The sequence below is a fragment of the Mesorhizobium sp. B2-3-11 genome (assembly GCF_006442215.1).
In the GTDB taxonomy this organism is placed as follows: domain Bacteria; phylum Pseudomonadota; class Alphaproteobacteria; order Rhizobiales; family Rhizobiaceae; genus Mesorhizobium; species Mesorhizobium salmacidum.
This window is the reverse complement of sequence record NZ_VFVS01000034.1, coordinates 20,931-36,825: the sequence shown is the minus strand read 5'-3', so window position 1 is coordinate 36,825 and position 15,895 is coordinate 20,931. Positions and strand designations below refer to the sequence as shown.

Genomic DNA, 15,895 nt, shown 5'->3' with positions numbered 1-15,895 from the left:
CCCCTACTCCCCTCCCGCACGCCCCACAGTCCTGCAGCGATGAAGGCAGGGTTCGTCAAAGCACTGACCGGCCCGGACCAAAGTCCAGGGCCGGTTCGATCGCAATAGAGATCGGCGGGGGTGAGGAGAACCTGCCACATAGGGATGATGCCGCCGCCGGATCGAACCACACCGTGAAATGCAGTGGCTTCTCCTATTGCGGCCTTACCTCACGATTGCAGCGATAAAATTTCACCGCAACGTGACTTCCCGTTGACTTCCCGTTCTGCCACATATTTCGGCCAAGCAGAACAAAGCCGGCATCACCGGCGGGAATTGGAATGGTCATGGCCTCGCGACGATCATTATGGCTGGCAGCCTTCGCGCTGGCCTTTTCGGTTTTTGCCGGTGCTGGCCAAGGCAGCGAGCCCGAAACAGTCCAGGCCGAAAAATCCCAGCCCGACCGGCCGCTTGGTGTGGTCGAACTGTTCACCAGCCAGGGCTGCAGTTCCTGCCCGCCGGCGGACGCGTTCTTCGCCGAACTCGCCACCAGGCAAGACCTTGTCGCGCTCGCTTACCACGTCGACTACTGGGATTATCTCGGCTGGAAGGACACGCTGAGCCACAAGGAAAACACCGAGCGGCAATATGACTACATGCGCTATTTCAGCAGCCGTTCCGTCTATACGCCGCAGGCCGTCCTGAACGGCCGCATGCATGTCAACGGCGCCAATCGCGGCGAGGTCGATGGCGCGCTTGCCCGCATGGCCCGTGCCGGCGAAGGCATGCGTGTGCCCGTCAAGGTCAGCCGCACCGGCGACCGTGTCATCATCGACACCGGCGATGCCGGCGCCGGCCCGAACGACGCCCATGTCGTCATCGTCTATTTCGACGCACCGCAGACGGTCAAGATCGGCCAGGGCGAGAACTCTGGCCGCAAGATGACCTATTGGAACGCGGTCACCGGCATCCAGACCGCCGGCATGTGGCACGGCAAGGCGCAGCGCTACGAATTGCCGCTGAGCGAGATCACCAAGAAGGGCGGCTGCGCCGTGCTTTTGCAATCGGTCGGCAAGGATGGCCTCCCGGGTCCCATCCTGGGCGCGGCTTTCATCCACAAGCCCGGATCCGAGACCTCCATTGATCGAAACCTGTAGCGTCACGGGTTCGGCGCAATTCCAGACGCAAACCGTTACACATCTTCGAATGGTTTCAATGTCCGGTCAGGCGATCGGCAAAGGCCGCAAGGCGTGAGGTACGGCCCAAGCCGTTTGCTTCACGCCGGTCGGCGATGCGATAGAGCTGGTACATGGTATGCACGCCGAGCCAGCGCAGCGGTTCCGGTTCCCATTTCTTGACCGTGCGGTTGACCCAGGGCAGCCGGGTCAGTTCGGTGTCGTGGCCGAGCACCAGGTCGCGCAAGGTGCGGCCCGACAGGTTGGAACTCGACACGCCTAGCCCGACATAGCCGCCGGCCCAGCCGATGCCGCTCTCACGGTCGAAACCCGAAGTCGTGCACCAGTCGCGCGGCACACCGAGCGTGCCGCACCAGGCATGGTCAAGGCGCACGCCTTTGGTCTGCGGCAACAGCTTGATCAGCACCTCGTGCAACTGGTCGATGGTTGCCTGCTGGGTCCGGCCGCGCACATCGGTGCGCGAGCCGAAGCGATAGGGCACGCCGCGGCCGCCCATGGCGATGCGGCCTTCGCGCGTGCGCTGAGCGTAGCAATAGGTGTGCGCGGCGTCGCCCAGCACCTCGTAACCATTCCAGCCGATCGCGTCCCAGAGTTCCTGCGGCAGCTTCTCGGTCACCACGATGGCGCTGTTCAGCGGCAGCCAGAGACGCTCATAGCCGGGAATGCCCGCCGTGAACCCCTCGGTGGCGCGGATGATCTTTTGCGCCCGCACGATACCTCTGGTGGTGGTGACCTTCCCCTTCTCGATCGCCAGCACCTGCGTCTGCTCGTAGATCGGCACGCCGAGCCGCGCGACCGCGGCCGCCAGACCCTGGACCAGCTTGGCCGGCTGCACACGCGTGACGTTGCGCACGACCAAGGCGCCCAGCACCTTGTCGATGGCGATGCGCTGGCGCGCCTCCCGCGCGTCGAGGAAGGCCAGCCGCTCCGGCGGCATCTCCCAGCCCAGCAGCTCCTCGTATTCTGCCCTGGCGCGCTGTAGTTGCGCGGCGTTGGTGGCGACGGTGATGTTGTCGACACGGCGGATATCGGCATCGATGCCCTCGGCTTCCGTCACCGCGATCACCTCATCGACCGTGCCGAACATGGCGCGTTGCATGTCGATCACGGCGCCGCGCGACGAGGTTTTTGCGTATTTCTCGCGCGACCAGCTGAAACCGCCCGACAGCCAGCCGCCATTGCGGCCCGAGGCGCCGAAGCCGGCGAACTCCTTTTCGACGATGGCGACGCGCAGCGCAGGCTGTGCCTTCTTCAAATAGTAGGCGGTCCACAGGCCGGTGTAGCCGGCGCCGACGACGCAGACATCGGCCTCGATGTCGCCGGGCAAGGGCGGCCGATAAGCGGGAACGCCGCCGATATCGGCATACCAGAACGACACGTCGCCATTATGCTTGGCTTGCATTTTTTGAAATCCGTTCCGAAATTCAGGTAAGCGTCAGGTCGGCCTTGTCGTCGTCGGCGAGCAGCTTCACGTCGGCGCCGGCGAACAGCACGTCAACCTCGTCTCCGATGGCAAAACTGTCTGCTTCCAGGGTCGAGCGCACGATGGCTTTGGAGCCGTCGGCCAGATCGACCTCGTATTTGGAGCCGGAGCCGAGATAGATCGCTTCGCCTATGCGCCCCGTGAGCCGGTTGCGGCCATCGCCGCCGGCACCACGGCGGGCAAGCGCCAGCTTTTCGGGCCGCAGCAGCATGACCGGCCTGCCGCCATTGGCGAGACGCTTGGCTGTCGCTACCTTCTGGCCCGCAATGTCGATCGCCGTCTCCCCGCCGGAGGTGGCGGCGGCCCCGCGCAGCACGGTGGAATCGCCGATGAATTTGCCGACGAACAGCGTCGCCGGCTCGTCATACAGCTCGCGCCCGGTGCCGATCTGTTCGATGCGGCCCCGGTTGAACACGGCTATGCGGTCCGACAGAACCAGCGCCTCTTCCTGGTCGTGCGTCACATAGACGAAGGTGGTGCCGAGTTCGCGGTGGATGCGCTTGATTTCGAGCTGCAGCCATTCGCGCAGTTTCTTGTCGAGCGCGCCGAGCGGCTCGTCCATCAACAGCAGCGGCGGATCGAAGACGATGGCGCGCGCCAGCGCCACGCGCTGCTGCTGGCCGCCCGAAAGTTCGCTGGGAAAGCGGTGGCCGAAATCCGCCATCTTGACCATGTCGAGCGCTTGGCGCACGCGGCGTTCGCGCTCGGCTCCGGCCACACCGCGCAGGGCGAGCGGATAGGCGACGTTGCGGCTCACGGTCATGTGCGGGAACAGCGCGTAATGCTGGAACACCACGCCGATGTTGCGCTTGTGCGCCGGGACGCCGACGACGCTCTTGCCGCCCACTTCCAGCGCGCCCGAACTGGCCTCGGTGAAACCGGCAACGACATTGAGCGTCGTCGTCTTGCCGGAGCCGCTCGGCCCGAGCAGCGTCATGAACTCGCCGGCCTTGATGTGCAGCGATACGCCGTCCAGCGCCTTGAAGCTGCCATAGGCCTTGCTGATCGACTTGAGATCGATCGCCGCGCCCCTGCTCTCTTGCCCCGGATTCATTGGCGTCCTTTCCGCTCACGGCCAAGAAGAAGCATGCCGCTGCCGATCAGGATCGTGGTGGCAAACAACAGGATCGTGCCGACGGCCGCTACCGTGGGGTCGGCGTCGCGCGTGATGGAAGCGAAGATCTGCACCGGCAATGTCTTGAGGTAGGGATTGGTGATGAACAGCGACACGACAATCTCGTCGAAGGAGGTGGCAAAGGCGAACAGCAGCCCTGACAGCACGCCGGGCGCAATCAACGGCAGCGTCACCGTGCGGAACGTGGTGAGCGCGTTCGCGCCCAGGCTCGCCGCGGCCGTCTCGAGGCGCCTGTCGAACACTTCGAGATTGGCCGAGACGGCAATCAGCACGAAGGGCAGCGCAAGGATGGTGTGGGCGAGCACGAAGCCGAGCAGCGTGCCGACAAGCCGCGTATCGAGATAGACAGCGTAGATGCCGATGGCCAGCACCACGCCGGGCACGACCATCGGTGTCAACATCAGCATGCGCAGCAGGTTTGCCGGCCGCGCTTTCATGCAGTCGAGACCGAAGGCTGCAAGCGTGCCGAGCACCGTTGCCAGCACCGCGACGATCGAGGCGACCTTCAGCGAATTCAGGAAGCTGTTCGACCAATCGGGGTTGGTGACAAAATTCTGGTACCACTGCCAGGAGAAGCCCTGCGGCGGAAACGCCAGCGACTTGTTCTCGTTGAACGACATCGGCACCACCACCAGCGTCGGCGCCACCAGCCATATGGCCACCAGCAGGCAGACAAGACCCAGGACGACGCGCGTGAGCGGCTTCATCTCCATCAGCGCCGCTCCGCTTCCCGGTACCGGGATCGCATCACCGGCGCGGCAAGCGCCAGCAGCACGAAGGTCGTGACCAGCAGCACCACGCCCATCGCGCCGCCCCTGCCCCATTGCAGCAGACTGAGCACCTGCGTCTGCACCAGGGTGGACAGCATGGTCGAACGAGGACCGCCGAGCAGAGCCGGTGTGATGTAGAAGCCGAGCGCCAGGATGAAGACGATGATCGCCCCGGCATAGACGCCCGGCAGCGACAGCGGCAGGTAGATGGTGAAGAAGGCGCGGGACGGTCGGGCGCCAAGACTTTGCGCGGCGCGCATCAGCCTGAGGTCGATGCCTTTCATGACCGAATAGAGCGGCAGGATCATGAAGGGCAAAAGAACCTGCGCCATGCCGATGACCACGCCCGTCTGGGTACGGATCAGCCTGACGCCGCCGAGCCCGAGCGACCGCAGGATCGAGTTGATGACCCCTGAATCCTGGAGCAGGATCACCCACGACAGGGTGCGCACCACGCCGCTCACCCAAAACGGGATCAGCACACACAGCATCAGCACCAGCCGAACGCGCGGCCCGACCGCGGTCATCAGATAAGCGTAGGGATAGGCCGAGACCACGCACACCAGCGTGACCCACATCGAAATGACGAAGGTCCGCTGGAGCACGGTGAGATTGATGGGCATGCTGAAGAACCAGATATAGTTCTGCAGGCCCCACTCCGGCTCCGACAGGCTGCGCAGGATGATGGTGAGCAGCGGATAGCCGATCACCGCCAGGAGCAGGACCAGCGCCGGCAGCGCGAGCGCGTACGGCCGCCATGCCCGGCGCCTTTCGGCAGCAGGAATGGTTGGCTTGGACGCGCTCACGGTCTGTATTCCCGTCAGCCGGTCAGTTGCCGGCCATCAGCGCCGACCACTTCTCCTGCGCCACCGCGAAGTTCGGCACCCAGAACTTGAAATTCTGTTTGTAGCCCTGCTTCTGGCGTTCAGGCGTGTTGGTCAGGTAGGCGGATACGGAAGCGTCGACCTTGGGCTGCGCGTCGTTGTTGATCGGCGTGTAGGAGGTCTTCTCCGCCAATATTTCCTGGGCATGCTTGCCGAGATAGGCATTGAGCAACGCGTAGGATGCATCCGTATCCTTGACGCCGACCGGGATCGTCATCTGATCCATCACCACCAGCCAGTCCTGCCAGGCGGGTGCATATTTGGCACCGTTCTTGACTGCCGTCATGGCGCGGCCCGTCCACATCATCAGCATGTCGGCCTCGCCGGATTCGGCGAGCTGCTGCGATTCGGCGCCGGTCTTCCAGAAAATGGTGTCGGGGCCGAGCTTGCGGACCACATCGATGGCCTTGTCGATGTCGGCCACCGTCATCGCCTTCGGGTCGCCGCCGGCGACCTTGAACGCCTGTTCCAGCAAACCGCCGGTCGGGCTGCCGGAGCCGTCGATCCCACGCACGCCTGGGAATCTTTGGGTATCGAAGAAGTCGGCCCAGCTCTTGGGCGGATTATCCCCGTACTTTTCCTTGTTGTACATCAGCACGACACCGTAGTTCATCGCCGGCACCGAGCATTCGCCGACTTGACCTTCCGGGATTTTCGAGACGTCGAGCTTCGTCAGATCGAGCTTCTGGAACAGCTTGCCGCAATATACATAGGGCGGCAGGTCGTCGGTATCGACGACGTCCCAGGTGACATTGCCCGACTCGACCTGCGCCTGCAGTTTGGCGATCTCCGTCGGGCCGTCATTGAGCAGCTTGACGCCGGATTTGTCGACGAACTCCTTGAGCGCGGCCACCTGGCCGTCCTGGTAGATTCCGCCATAGGACACGAAGGTCAGCGTCTTGCCCTTCAGCGAGCCTTCAGCCACCTCTCCCGCCACCGGCTTGGATTGTGCGAGCGCGGCGGTAGCAGCCATAAGCACGGCGACGCACGCCGCATGTCCAAATCTCAGTCTCATGATCAACTCTCCCATTGCTGAACTCGCATTTGTTTTCATTCACCCGGATGCGAGCGGTTTCCGGGCCTGTATTGATCGAGTTCAAGCGCGCCGGCGGTTGGCGGCGCGATGATCCACAGCACCTCAGCCGGCGTGTCGCCGACATTGACCGTGCGATGCGGCACCGATGTTGCGTATTCGACACTGTCGCCTTCGCGCATCACATGGCGCTCGTCGGCAAGCGTCAGCTCGACCGTCCCCTTGAGCACCATGAACATTTCGTGTTCGCCGCTATGGACATAGGTCTCGTCGCCGGTCGACCCGCCGACCTCGAAATGTCCGGCATAGACCTCGAACTGGTGGATCGGCCGCCGCGACAGGAGCATCTTGCGGCCTTGCACGCCGACCGGAACGACCGGCCGCTCCTCGCGCCGCAGCACCTTGTGCAGGGGGCGGGCATTGTCCTCGAACAGATCGTTGATGCCGAGGTCGAGAGCGGCGGCGATCTTGAGCAGCGTGCCGGTGTTGGCGCCGCACAGATTGCGCTCGAGCTGGCTGATGAAGCTCGCCGTCGTGCCGGCCATGTCTGCGAGTTGGCGCAGCGAGACGCGCCGCGCCGTGCGCAATGCCTTGATGCGAGGGCCGACGCCGCCGGTCTCTGGCGCGACCGTCCCACCATTCACCTGTTTTGCCGTGGAGTCCGATGCGCCTGGCATTGCCGTCTCCGTTTCACTTAACACCCTATTAAGTGAGGCGGCAAATGGCAAGCACGTCGGCGGATTGAGTCGATATGGCCGCCTCGGGGCTTTACGCCGAGTTCCACGGGTCGCCTTAGTTGCGTAAAAAGGTGCAAAAACGAAAAAACCGACGTCAGCTTGCTTCTGACGCCGGTCATTTAGGTTTTGGGATCGTCGCACCTGGCGCTTTTCCATGGAAAAGGCCGAGGTTGGTTCGATCCGACGCAGACCCGTGGGCGGGGGGCTTGGGGTTTACGAGCCGGTGCCGGACCGAACCGTCTCAGGCAACGCCGGTAAATTCGTCGGACATTGGGGCATGAGCGCGGATAAAAAAAGGCAGAAATGTGGCGAAGCATCACCAATTCCAACATGCGTTTCACAAACGTGACTGGACGCGACGGAAACGGCTCGCCGCCGGCTTCGCTTCGCCGGCTCTTGCAATTGGGTTGCGAAGGGGCCAACTTTGGTTGGCAAAGATTCATTTTGAAGGATCGAGGCATGACTGATGACGGCGGCGGGATGGGGGATGGAGACGCATCCGCAATATTGATCCCGCTACACGAGGCGCGACGTGAACGCCTCGACCAGCCGGTCCGCTTCGACCGGCGTGAACTGGACCAGATCCTGAGGCTCTATGGACGCATGGTCGCCGCCAATGAATGGCGCGACTACGCCATCGATCATCTCGCCGACCGCGCTGTCTTTTCCGTTTTTCGTCGCGCCAGCGAAGTACCGCTGTTCCAGATCGTCAAGGATCCGAAACTGGCGCGCAAGCAGGGCGCCTTCGCCGTCATCGCGGCGGGCGGGCGCATCCTCAAACGCGGCCAGGAGCTTGGCCGCGTGCTTGGCGTCTTCGACAGCAAGCTGAAGCTGGTCCAGGTTTGAACGAGGAATTGAGGAATTGAGGAATTGAGGAATTGAGGAATTGAGGAATTGAGGAATTGAGGAATTGAGGAATTGAGGAATAAAACACTCGGCGTCTGACGTAAGCGCCATTTTTCTTTCATTCTTCAGTTCCTCAATTCCTCAATTCTTCAATTCCCCCTTCCGGAATTTCCGCTCCGGCAACGAATCCGGATCGGGTGGCACCGATGCCCCGCCGTTCAGCGATAGCTGCATGAACACCGTGTCCAGCCAGCGCCCATGCTTGTAGCCGGAGCCTTCGAGGCGGCCGGAATGGCGAAAGCCGAGCTTCTCGTGCAGCCTGACCGAGGCGCTGTGGGCGTGGCCATCGCCGATGACCGCGACGATCTGGCGAAAGCCTGCCGCCTGCACCGCCGCAACCAGGCTTTGCATCAGCTTGAGGCCGACGCCCTGACCCTTGGCATTGGGCGCGACATAGACCGAATCCTCGACGATGAAGCGATAGGCCGGGCGCGGCCGGAAGGGGCCGGCATAGGCATAGCCGAGCACGGCGCCGTCCTTCTCGGCCACCAGATAGGGAAAGCCGCCGGCCGCGAGCGTGGCGAATCGCGTCCCCATCTCGGCGCGGCTGGGCGGCTCCAGTTCATAGCTCGCCGTGCCGTTGGTCACCGCGTCGGCATAGATTTCCGTGATTATGTCGAGGTCGATCGGGGTTGCCGGCCTGATCACGATATTGCTCATTCTCAATGCAGCCCTCTTATGTGCCCTCGACAACAGCAGAGGCCCACATAAAAGAAAAGGGCGGCCATTGGGCCGCCCTTCCAAGAGTTGATGGTCCAATACCGCTTAGCGGCGGTCGCCCATGAACTGGAGCAGGAACATGAACAGGTTGATGAAGTCGAGGTAGAGCGACAGCGCGCCCATGATGGCCTTGCGGCCGGCGACATCGGATGCGTCGCCCTCGAAATACATCTCCTTGATCTTCTGCGTGTCGTAAGCGGTGAGGCCGGCGAACACCAGCACGCCGATCGCCGAGACGGCGAAGGTCAGCGCCGACGACTGCAGGAAGATGTTGATCACCGACGCGATGATGATGCCGAACACGCCCATGATCAGGAACGAGCCCATCGCCGACAGGTCGCGCTTGGTGGTGTAGCCGAACAGCGACAGCGCGCCGAAAGCGGCGGCGGTGGCGAAGAAGGTCTGCGAGATGCTTGCCGTGGTGTAGACCAGGAAGATCGACGACAGCGACAGGCCGACCAGGCCGGCATAGACCCAGAAGGTCGTCTGCGCGGCGGCGACGCTCATCGACTGAATCCTGAACGACAGGAAGAACACGGCGGCCAGCGGCGCCAGCATGACAACCCAGCGCAGCGGCGAACCGAAGATCGCATAGCCGAACGAGGTCAGCATCTCGCCGCTCGGCAGCGTCGCGACGGCCGAGGCCGGGTCGGCGGTGGTGGCCAGCATGATCGTGCCGATGGCGGCAAGGCCGGTGATGAGCAAGCCAAGCCCCATCAGATTGTAGACCTTGATCATGTACGCGCGCAGACCCTGGTCGATGTCGGCGCGGACGCCGGGCACCGCCGACGTCTGATAATTGCGAATGGGATCAGCCATTGGAAATCCTCTGTTGCTTCTGCCCCGTCCGGTGTCGGGCCTCTTGCGGACCCAGGCGCCGCTGGCGGGGCTCCAGCATGCCTGCGCCGAAATATGATGGTTATTCGCGTCGAGAACAAGACCGTAACCTGTTGTAACGGTTCGTGACAGGCTAAAAATGCCGCTCCGCCGGCCGTTTTAGACGGCATTCTTACAAAGATTTAACCCGGGCAGGCGGCGCAAGGCGGCGAATCAGAGGTTTCGCAGCACGGGCGCCGCTTTGTGGCCAAGCACCCGCCAGGTGCCGGCAAGGCCGATGCCGACCGTGATCACCAGCGAAAAGGCAATCGTGGCGACCGCGACTTCCGGCATAAAATGCGACGGCAAGGTCATGATGCGCGCGACGACGAACAAGGCTGCGGCGCTGCCTGCGGCAAGCGCGAAGATCGCGGTGGCGAGCCCGATCAGCATGTATTCCAGCGAGAAGGCCGTTATAAGCGTGGTGCGCGTCGCGCCCAGCGTCTTCAGCACCACCGCGTCGTGGATGCGCGCCCGATTGCCGGCGGCAAGCGCGCCGGCAAGCACCAGGACCGAGGCAATCAGCGCCACGCCGGCCGCCGCCCGGATCGCCGTGCCGAGCTGGCCGACCAACCGGTTGACGATGTCGAGCGCGTCCTTGACCCGCACCGTCGTCACCGCCGGGAAAGCGCGGGTCACGGCATTGAGGACGCGCGCGTCGTCGGCGCTCGAAGCACTCTTTTCGGTGAGCGTCGCGATCCAGCCATGCGGGGCGCCAGCGAATGTGTTGGGCGAGAACACCATGACGAAATTGATGCCCATCGTCTCCCATTCGACCTGGCGGAAATTGGCGATCCGCGCCGTGACGTTGCGGCCGAGCACATTGACGGTGACGGTGTCGCCGAGCTTCAGCCCGATTTCCTTGCCCTCCTTGTCGGAAAACGAAACCAGCGGCTCGCCGGCATAATTGTCCGGCCACCATTTGCCCTCGGTCAGCGTCGCGTTTTCCGGCTGCCTGATATCATAGGTCAGGCCGCGATCTCCCTTCAGCACCCAGGCGCCTTCGGCCGGCACGTTGACCTTGTCGACATCGACGTCGTTGAGCGCCATCACCCGGCCCCGCAGCATCGGCACCTTGGCCAGCGTTCCCTGCGGCGCCTCCTTTGCGATCAGCGATGAGAAGGCATCGACTTCGCTGCCCTGGATGTCGACGAAGAAGAAGTTCGGCGCCCGCTCCGACAGGTTGCCGGAGATCTGGCGCCGGAGATTCCCGTCGATCAGCGCCAGCGTCACCAGGAGAGTCAGTCCAAGCCCCAGCGACAACACCACCGACGGCGTCAGCGCGCCGGGCCTGTGGATGTTGCCGATGGCGAGCCTGAGCGCGACAAAGCGCACGCGCGGGCTTTTCCTGGCTGCCCATTGCACCAGTCCGCCAACGAGACGCAGCACCAGGAAAGCAAAAATCGTGGCGCCGACGAAGATCGAGGCGATGCGCTGGTCGCCCGAAAACAGGATCGCCAGCGCCGCCAGGAAAAGCACGATGCCGAGCGCGCAAACGACATAGACGGGGCGCGGCAGTCCGCGGCCTTCCAGCCCCATCTCCCGGAACAGCGCGGTCGCCGGCACGTCACGGGCGCGGCCGAGCGGCAGCAGCGCGAAGGCGAGCGTCACAAGCAGGCCGAACAGCGCCGCCATGGCGAGCGCGCCGGGATAGAAGCCGCCTTGCGCCGGCACCGGAATGACGGACTGCAGGGCGGCACTTGCGACAAACGGCATCAGCGCGCCCAGCACCAGGCCGGCGCCGATGCCGAGCAGGGCGATGATCAGGATCTGCACGAGGTAGACGGCAAAGACGAAGCCGCCGGACGCCCCCAGGCTCTTGAAGGTGGCGATGACGCCGCGCTTGCCGTCGAGATAGGCCCGCACCGCATTGGCGACGCCGACGCCGCCGACCACCAGCGCGGTAAGCCCGACCAGCGTCAGGAATTGCGAGAAGCGTTCGATGTTGGAAGACAGCGCCGGTGCTGCGTTGCTGCGCGTGCGGATCGACCAGCCGGCCTCCGGGAAATCCTTGGTCGCCTGGTCCTGGACGGCCTTGAGCCGCGCCTCGTCGGCACCGGCGGGCAGCCGGACCTTGTAGGCGTTCTCGACCAGGCTGCCCGGCTGGATCAGCCCGCTGGCCGCGAGGCCCTCGGTCGAGATCATCAGCCTTGGCGCGAAGCCGAACCCGTCGGAAACAGCGTCGGGCTCGCTCACCAGCTTGGCGCGCAGTTCGAAGATGGCGGTGCCGAGTTTCAGCCGGTCGCCGATCTTGAGATGCAGCCGTTCGAACAAGAGGTCGGGTGCAGCGGCGCCGAAAACGCTGAACTGCCCGCCGAACAGTTCCTGCTTCGTCAGCGCCGGTTCGGTTTCCAGCGCGCCATAGAGCGGATAGGCCTCGTCGACCGCCTTGGCCTCGACCAGCGCCTGGTCGGATCCGTCGGCCAGGCGCGCCATCGAGCGCATGCCTGCGGTATGCGAAACGACGCCCAGCCCGTCGAGAAAGCCAAGCTCAGCCTGGTTGGCGTCGCGCTGGTTGATCTGGAAGCGAAGGTCGCCCCCGAGCAGCGTCTGGCCCTGATCGGCGACACCGGCGGTAATGGAGCGGGCCACCGAATTGACGCCGCCGATGGCCGCGACGCCGAGCGCTATGCAGGCGAGGAAAATAAGGAAGCCGGACAGGCCGCCACGCATCTCGCGCACAGAGAAGCGGATCGCAAGCTTCAAGGTCCGCGCCAGCGGCATCAGGCGGTGACCTTGACCGGCGCCGGCGCTTCGATCCGCCCGGAGCGCATCGATACCTGGCGCGAGCAGCGCGCCGCGAGCGCCGGATCATGGGTGACCAGCACCAGCGTCATGCCGCGCTCGGCGGCCTTCGCGAATAGAAGATCGGCGACCTGCCGCCCCGTCGCCTGGTCGAGATTGCCGGTCGGCTCGTCGGCGATCAGGATGCGCGGCGACGGTGCCAGCGCCCGGGCGATCGCCACGCGCTGCTGCTCGCCACCCGAGAGTTCGCCGGGGTAATGGGTGACGCGGTCGCTAAGGCCCACGGCCGCCAGTTCCCGCTCCGCCACCGAAAACGGATCGGCGTGGCCGGCCAGTTCCAGCGGCACCGCGACATTTTCGAGCGCGGTCATGTTGGGGATCAGGTGGAAGGACTGGAACACGATGCCAATGTTTCGGCCACGAAACGAAGCGGTCTGATCCTCGGTTTTGTCGTTGAGCAGCTCGCCGGCGATTCGTACCGTACCCGAGTCGACCCGCTCCAGCCCGGCCAGCACCATCAGCAATGTCGACTTGCCGGACCCCGACGGACCGACGATGCCCGTCGCCTCGCCGCGCGCCACTTCGAGGCTGACGCCCTTCAGCACATGGACGGAGGAAGCCCCTTCGCCGAGTGTCAGGGATACGTCTTTCAGCGCGATGACGGCTTCTGTCAAAATGAAAGCGTCCTATATGGAAAGGGAGGCTCTGCCTGTCGGAAGCCATCGCCGGAAGAATTCTCTGTCATATGGGGCCTGCCGCATGTCTTTCAAACGCCGCTTTGCCGCAGGCCTGATCGTTTTCCTCGCCATTTGCGGCGCCATTTCGTCGACGCGCGCCGAGCCATTCAAGATCGTCGGCTTCGGTGACAGCCTGATGGCGGGGTTTGGCCTTGGGCCGGGTGAGGGCTTTACCGACAAATTGCAGGCCGCCCTTCGCGCCAGGGGCCATGACGTCGCCGTCGCCGATGCCGGGGTGTCCGGCGATACCTCCAGCGGCGGCCTGGCGCGGCTCGATTGGTCGGTGCCGGACGGGACGCAGCTTGTCATCCTCGAACTCGGCGCCAACGACATGCTGCGCGGCGTTTCACCCGACATCACCCGGAAGAACCTTGACGCGATGCTGGGCAAGCTCAAAGGGCGCAAGATCGCCGTGCTCCTGGCCGGCATGCGCGCCGCGCCCAATCTCGGCGCCGACTACCAGAGCGCCTTCGACGCCGTCTTTCCGGAACTCGCCGCGAAATACGGCGTTACGCTGTATCCGTTCTTTCTCGACGGCGTCGCCGGCCAGTCCAGTTTGCAACTCGGAGACGGCCTGCATCCGAACGCCAGAGGGGTCGATCAGATGGTCGAGCGCATCCTGCCGACGGTGGAGAAGGCCATCGCGGCGGTGCCGGGAGATTCATGATGTCCGATAAAGCCGCTTTCCGTTGGGGAAACGTTTAGCGAAGGCCTGCGACCAACAAACCACTTGCTCCATTTGATTATCGATGATTCGCTAGGGATGACAGTTCGATTCGAGGAAGGGAGGCTCTTCATGCCGCGTCTTTTCACCGCCCTCGAAATTCCGCGTGATGCCGCCCTTTCGCTGTCCCTGCTCCGGGGCGGCCTGCCCGGGGCCCGCTGGATCGACGTCGAAAATTACCATCTGACGCTGCGCTTCATCGGCGATGTCGAAGGCCATGTCGCCGACGAGATCGCCAATGCGCTCGACCGGGTGCAGCGCCCGTCCTTCTCGCTGGCACTGTCGGGTGTCGGCGCTTTCGGCCAGAAGAAGCCGCATGCGGTGTGGGCGGGCGCTTCCCCCTCGCCCGATCTGGCCGCCCTTCAGGCCGAGATCGAGCGCATTTGCCAACGGCTCGGCATTCCCGCCGATCCGCGCAAGTTCATGCCGCATGTGACGCTGGCGCGCCTGCGCAATTCGAGCCCGCTCGACGTCGCCCAATATCTGTCGGCGCGCGGCAATTTCTCGACGCTGCCGTTCCGCATCGGCCGCTTCGTCCTGATGTCGTCGCGTGATTCGGTCGGCGGCGGCCCTTATGTCGTCGAGGAAGCCTGGCCGCTGTCCGGCGTCGATACGCGCGCCGCAAGCCGTGTCGCCAGCGCCTCCGACGCCTCGCGGATCATGCGATAGACCGAAGCAAACGCTTCCCGGTCCCCATAATAGGGGTCCGGCACATCGCGCGGCCTTCCCTCGGCGAAGTCCAGGAACAGGTGGATGCGATCGCGCACTGCTGCCGGCGCCAGCGCCTTCAGGTCGTGGACGTTGGACCGGTCCATGCCGAAGATCAGGTCGAAGCGGTGAAAATCCTCCGGCACGATCTTGCGCGCCCGCTGCCGCGAGATGTCGATGCCGTGGCGCGACGCGATCGCAATCGAGCGCGGATCGGGAGCGGAGCCGACCTCCCAGCCGCCGGTCGCGGCCGAATCGAGCACGATATCCCCGCCATATCCGCGCTCCGAAAGCACTGCGCGAAGGACGCCTTCCGCCAGCGGCGATCGACAGATGTTGCCGAGACAGACGAAAAGAATGGAATTTATGGGCTTCGCTATCATGGATCCGGCGCTATGCTGGCTACTCCAGCGCAATAGCACGGGAAGCGGACATGACGAGAGAGAAACTGGGCAGGGAAGCCGCCGAAGCAGCGCTTGCGGCGCTTGACGGCTGGGCGCTGGCAAAGGACGGCGCCTCGATCGCCCGCACCTTCACCTTCAAGAATTTCTCCGAAGCCTTCGCCTTCATGACCCGTGTCGCGCTGGCCGCCGAGAAGATGGACCATCATCCCGACTGGTCGAATGTCTACAAGACCGTCGACGTGACGTTGAACACGCATGACGCCGGCGGCGTCACGGCGCTCGATATCGAACTGGCCAAGAAGATGAACCGCTATTTCGGCGGCTGAACGCGGACTGGCCATGCTCACGGGCCCGGCGCGGACCCGCCAAATCGGCGCCCGCATCTTGCAGCCGGGTTCGGCTTTCACCACATTTTGATCCGCGGGCATGCGCCAGTATGGGCATGGGACCCTCTAGGAGAGATTGATGGCGCAAGAATCCGGTTTTGACTTCTTCGGCTTTGGCGACAGACTGGGCGGCGAGCGCGAAGTGCGCGAAAAGTTCTGGCGCACTGCCAAGCAGGCCGCGCGGCAGATTCCGTTCATGGAAGACGTCGTCGCCGCCTATTACTGCGCCATGGACAAGAAAACGCCGCTGCGCGCCAAGGGCATATTGGTGGCCGCGCTCGGCTACTTCGTCCTGCCGGTCGACCTCATCCCCGACTTCATCTTCGGCCTCGGCTTCACCGACGACATCGCCGTGCTGACCGCCGCGATCACCGCCGTCAGCGCCCATATCACGCCGGCGCACCGGCAGGCCGCCAAGGACGCCATCGCCGACAAGGGCTAAAGTCCCGCCCGCCGAACCCGCCACGTCGGC

Annotated in this window: 17 protein-coding genes; 6 read left to right on the top strand and 11 right to left on the bottom strand. The window is 64.0% G+C overall.

Annotated features, from left to right (window positions below; translation table 11 throughout):
- The first annotated feature begins 320 nt into the window (after window positions 1–320).
- Window positions 321–1,136, top strand: a complete 816-nt coding sequence (locus FJ960_RS28915) for a thioredoxin family protein (protein ID WP_140510889.1) — start codon at window positions 321–323, stop codon at window positions 1,134–1,136.
- Between the two features lie 55 nt (window positions 1,137–1,191).
- Here the strand turns inward: FJ960_RS28915 and FJ960_RS28910 are convergent, their stop codons facing one another.
- Genes FJ960_RS28910 through FJ960_RS28885 form a run of 6 tightly spaced genes read right to left on the bottom strand, consistent with a single transcriptional unit; the run spans window position 1,192 to window position 7,157 of the window.
- Entirely contained in the window at window positions 1,192–2,577 is a 1,386-nt protein-coding gene (locus FJ960_RS28910) for an FAD-binding oxidoreductase (protein WP_140718512.1), read from the bottom strand.
- Between the two features lie 22 nt (window positions 2,578–2,599).
- Window positions 2,600–3,712 carry an ABC transporter ATP-binding protein gene (locus FJ960_RS28905; protein WP_140510892.1) on the bottom strand — a complete coding sequence of 371 codons (1,113 nt, stop codon included), beginning with the start codon at window positions 3,710–3,712 and terminating at the stop codon, window positions 2,600–2,602.
- A complete protein-coding gene (locus FJ960_RS28900) occupies window positions 3,709–4,506 on the bottom strand; it encodes an ABC transporter permease (RefSeq protein ID WP_140718511.1) in 798 nt (265 codons plus the stop codon). The genes FJ960_RS28905 and FJ960_RS28900 overlap by 4 nt, the downstream gene beginning before the upstream one ends.
- Entirely contained in the window at window positions 4,506–5,369 is an 864-nt protein-coding gene (locus FJ960_RS28895) for an ABC transporter permease (protein WP_140510896.1), read from the bottom strand. The genes FJ960_RS28900 and FJ960_RS28895 overlap by 1 nt, the downstream gene beginning before the upstream one ends.
- 22 nt (window positions 5,370–5,391) lie before the next feature.
- Entirely contained in the window at window positions 5,392–6,462 is a 1,071-nt protein-coding gene (locus tag FJ960_RS28890; protein WP_181166723.1) for a PotD/PotF family extracellular solute-binding protein, read from the bottom strand.
- A 35-nt stretch (window positions 6,463–6,497) separates the two neighbouring features.
- Window positions 6,498–7,157, bottom strand: coding sequence for an XRE family transcriptional regulator (locus tag FJ960_RS28885; RefSeq protein ID WP_140718509.1), 660 nt, complete (start codon window positions 7,155–7,157; stop codon window positions 6,498–6,500).
- 519 nt (window positions 7,158–7,676) lie between these two features.
- Here FJ960_RS28885 and FJ960_RS28880 point away from each other — a divergent pair.
- On the top strand, window positions 7,677–8,063 hold the full coding sequence (locus FJ960_RS28880) for a DUF2794 domain-containing protein (RefSeq protein WP_140510902.1): 387 nt from the start codon (window positions 7,677–7,679) through the stop codon (window positions 8,061–8,063).
- A gap of 141 nt (window positions 8,064–8,204) precedes the next feature.
- On the opposite strand, the gene FJ960_RS28875 is transcribed toward FJ960_RS28880, so the two are convergent.
- The 4 genes from FJ960_RS28875 to FJ960_RS28860 all read right to left on the bottom strand — a co-directional run bounded on the left by FJ960_RS28875 (window position 8,205) and on the right by FJ960_RS28860 (window position 13,138).
- Window positions 8,205–8,783 (bottom strand): GNAT family N-acetyltransferase, encoded by a 579-nt coding sequence (locus FJ960_RS28875; protein WP_140718508.1) that lies wholly within the window; start codon window positions 8,781–8,783, stop codon window positions 8,205–8,207.
- A gap of 105 nt (window positions 8,784–8,888) precedes the next feature.
- Window positions 8,889–9,662 carry a Bax inhibitor-1/YccA family protein gene (locus FJ960_RS28870; RefSeq protein ID WP_140510906.1) on the bottom strand — a complete coding sequence of 258 codons (774 nt, stop codon included), beginning with the start codon at window positions 9,660–9,662 and terminating at the stop codon, window positions 8,889–8,891.
- A gap of 231 nt (window positions 9,663–9,893) precedes the next feature.
- Window positions 9,894–12,443, bottom strand: coding sequence for an ABC transporter permease (locus FJ960_RS28865; RefSeq protein ID WP_140718507.1), 2,550 nt, complete (start codon window positions 12,441–12,443; stop codon window positions 9,894–9,896).
- Window positions 12,443–13,138, bottom strand: a complete 696-nt coding sequence (locus FJ960_RS28860; protein WP_140718506.1) for an ABC transporter ATP-binding protein — start codon at window positions 13,136–13,138, stop codon at window positions 12,443–12,445. Before FJ960_RS28860 ends, FJ960_RS28865 begins: the two co-directional genes overlap by 1 nt.
- An 85-nt stretch (window positions 13,139–13,223) precedes the next feature.
- On the opposite strand from FJ960_RS28860, the gene FJ960_RS28855 reads away from it, so the two are divergent.
- Window positions 13,224–13,868: an arylesterase gene (locus FJ960_RS28855; RefSeq protein ID WP_140718505.1), complete on the top strand. Its 645-nt coding sequence runs from the start codon at window positions 13,224–13,226 to the stop codon at window positions 13,866–13,868.
- Window positions 13,869–13,997: 129 nt separating this feature from the next.
- The gene (gene thpR, locus FJ960_RS28850) at window positions 13,998–14,594 is read left to right on the top strand and encodes an RNA 2',3'-cyclic phosphodiesterase (protein ID WP_140510914.1); all 597 of its coding nucleotides are present in this window, start codon (window positions 13,998–14,000) and stop codon (window positions 14,592–14,594) included.
- Here thpR and FJ960_RS28845 read toward each other — a convergent pair.
- On the bottom strand, window positions 14,498–15,016 hold the full coding sequence (locus tag FJ960_RS28845; protein WP_140510916.1) for a low molecular weight protein-tyrosine-phosphatase: 519 nt from the start codon (window positions 15,014–15,016) through the stop codon (window positions 14,498–14,500). The genes thpR and FJ960_RS28845 overlap by 97 nt on opposite strands.
- Window positions 15,017–15,066: 50 nt before the next feature.
- Here FJ960_RS28845 and FJ960_RS28840 point away from each other — a divergent pair, with 50 nt between their 5' ends.
- Window positions 15,067–15,363 (top strand): 4a-hydroxytetrahydrobiopterin dehydratase, encoded by a 297-nt coding sequence (locus FJ960_RS28840; RefSeq protein WP_140510918.1) that lies wholly within the window; start codon window positions 15,067–15,069, stop codon window positions 15,361–15,363.
- Between the two features lie 139 nt (window positions 15,364–15,502).
- Window positions 15,503–15,865 carry a YkvA family protein gene (locus FJ960_RS28835; RefSeq protein ID WP_140718504.1) on the top strand — a complete coding sequence of 121 codons (363 nt, stop codon included), beginning with the start codon at window positions 15,503–15,505 and terminating at the stop codon, window positions 15,863–15,865.
- Window positions 15,866–15,895: the final 30 nt, after the last annotated feature.

What these genes read in the sequence shown, in the direction of transcription:
- FJ960_RS28875 (WP_140718508.1), bottom strand. Translation starts at nt 8,783, where the DNA reads ATGAGCAATATCGTGATCAGGCCGGCAACCCCGATCGACCTCGACATA.
- FJ960_RS28910 (WP_140718512.1), bottom strand. Translation starts at nt 2,577, where the DNA reads ATGCAAGCCAAGCATAATGGCGACGTGTCGTTCTGGTATGCCGATATC.
- FJ960_RS28890 (WP_181166723.1), bottom strand. Translation starts at nt 6,462, where the DNA reads ATGAGACTGAGATTTGGACATGCGGCGTGCGTCGCCGTGCTTATGGCT.
- FJ960_RS28840 (WP_140510918.1), top strand. Translation starts at nt 15,067, where the DNA reads ATGACGAGAGAGAAACTGGGCAGGGAAGCCGCCGAAGCAGCGCTTGCG.
- FJ960_RS28915 (WP_140510889.1), top strand. Translation starts at nt 321, where the DNA reads ATGGTCATGGCCTCGCGACGATCATTATGGCTGGCAGCCTTCGCGCTG.
- FJ960_RS28845 (WP_140510916.1), bottom strand. Translation starts at nt 15,016, where the DNA reads ATGATAGCGAAGCCCATAAATTCCATTCTTTTCGTCTGTCTCGGCAAC.
- thpR (WP_140510914.1), top strand. Translation starts at nt 13,998, where the DNA reads ATGCCGCGTCTTTTCACCGCCCTCGAAATTCCGCGTGATGCCGCCCTT.
- FJ960_RS28855 (WP_140718505.1), top strand. Translation starts at nt 13,224, where the DNA reads ATGTCTTTCAAACGCCGCTTTGCCGCAGGCCTGATCGTTTTCCTCGCC.
- FJ960_RS28870 (WP_140510906.1), bottom strand. Translation starts at nt 9,662, where the DNA reads ATGGCTGATCCCATTCGCAATTATCAGACGTCGGCGGTGCCCGGCGTC.
- FJ960_RS28880 (WP_140510902.1), top strand. Translation starts at nt 7,677, where the DNA reads ATGACTGATGACGGCGGCGGGATGGGGGATGGAGACGCATCCGCAATA.
- FJ960_RS28905 (WP_140510892.1), bottom strand. Translation starts at nt 3,712, where the DNA reads ATGAATCCGGGGCAAGAGAGCAGGGGCGCGGCGATCGATCTCAAGTCG.
- FJ960_RS28835 (WP_140718504.1), top strand. Translation starts at nt 15,503, where the DNA reads ATGGCGCAAGAATCCGGTTTTGACTTCTTCGGCTTTGGCGACAGACTG.
- FJ960_RS28885 (WP_140718509.1), bottom strand. Translation starts at nt 7,157, where the DNA reads ATGCCAGGCGCATCGGACTCCACGGCAAAACAGGTGAATGGTGGGACG.
- FJ960_RS28865 (WP_140718507.1), bottom strand. Translation starts at nt 12,443, where the DNA reads ATGCCGCTGGCGCGGACCTTGAAGCTTGCGATCCGCTTCTCTGTGCGC.
- FJ960_RS28900 (WP_140718511.1), bottom strand. Translation starts at nt 4,506, where the DNA reads ATGGAGATGAAGCCGCTCACGCGCGTCGTCCTGGGTCTTGTCTGCCTG.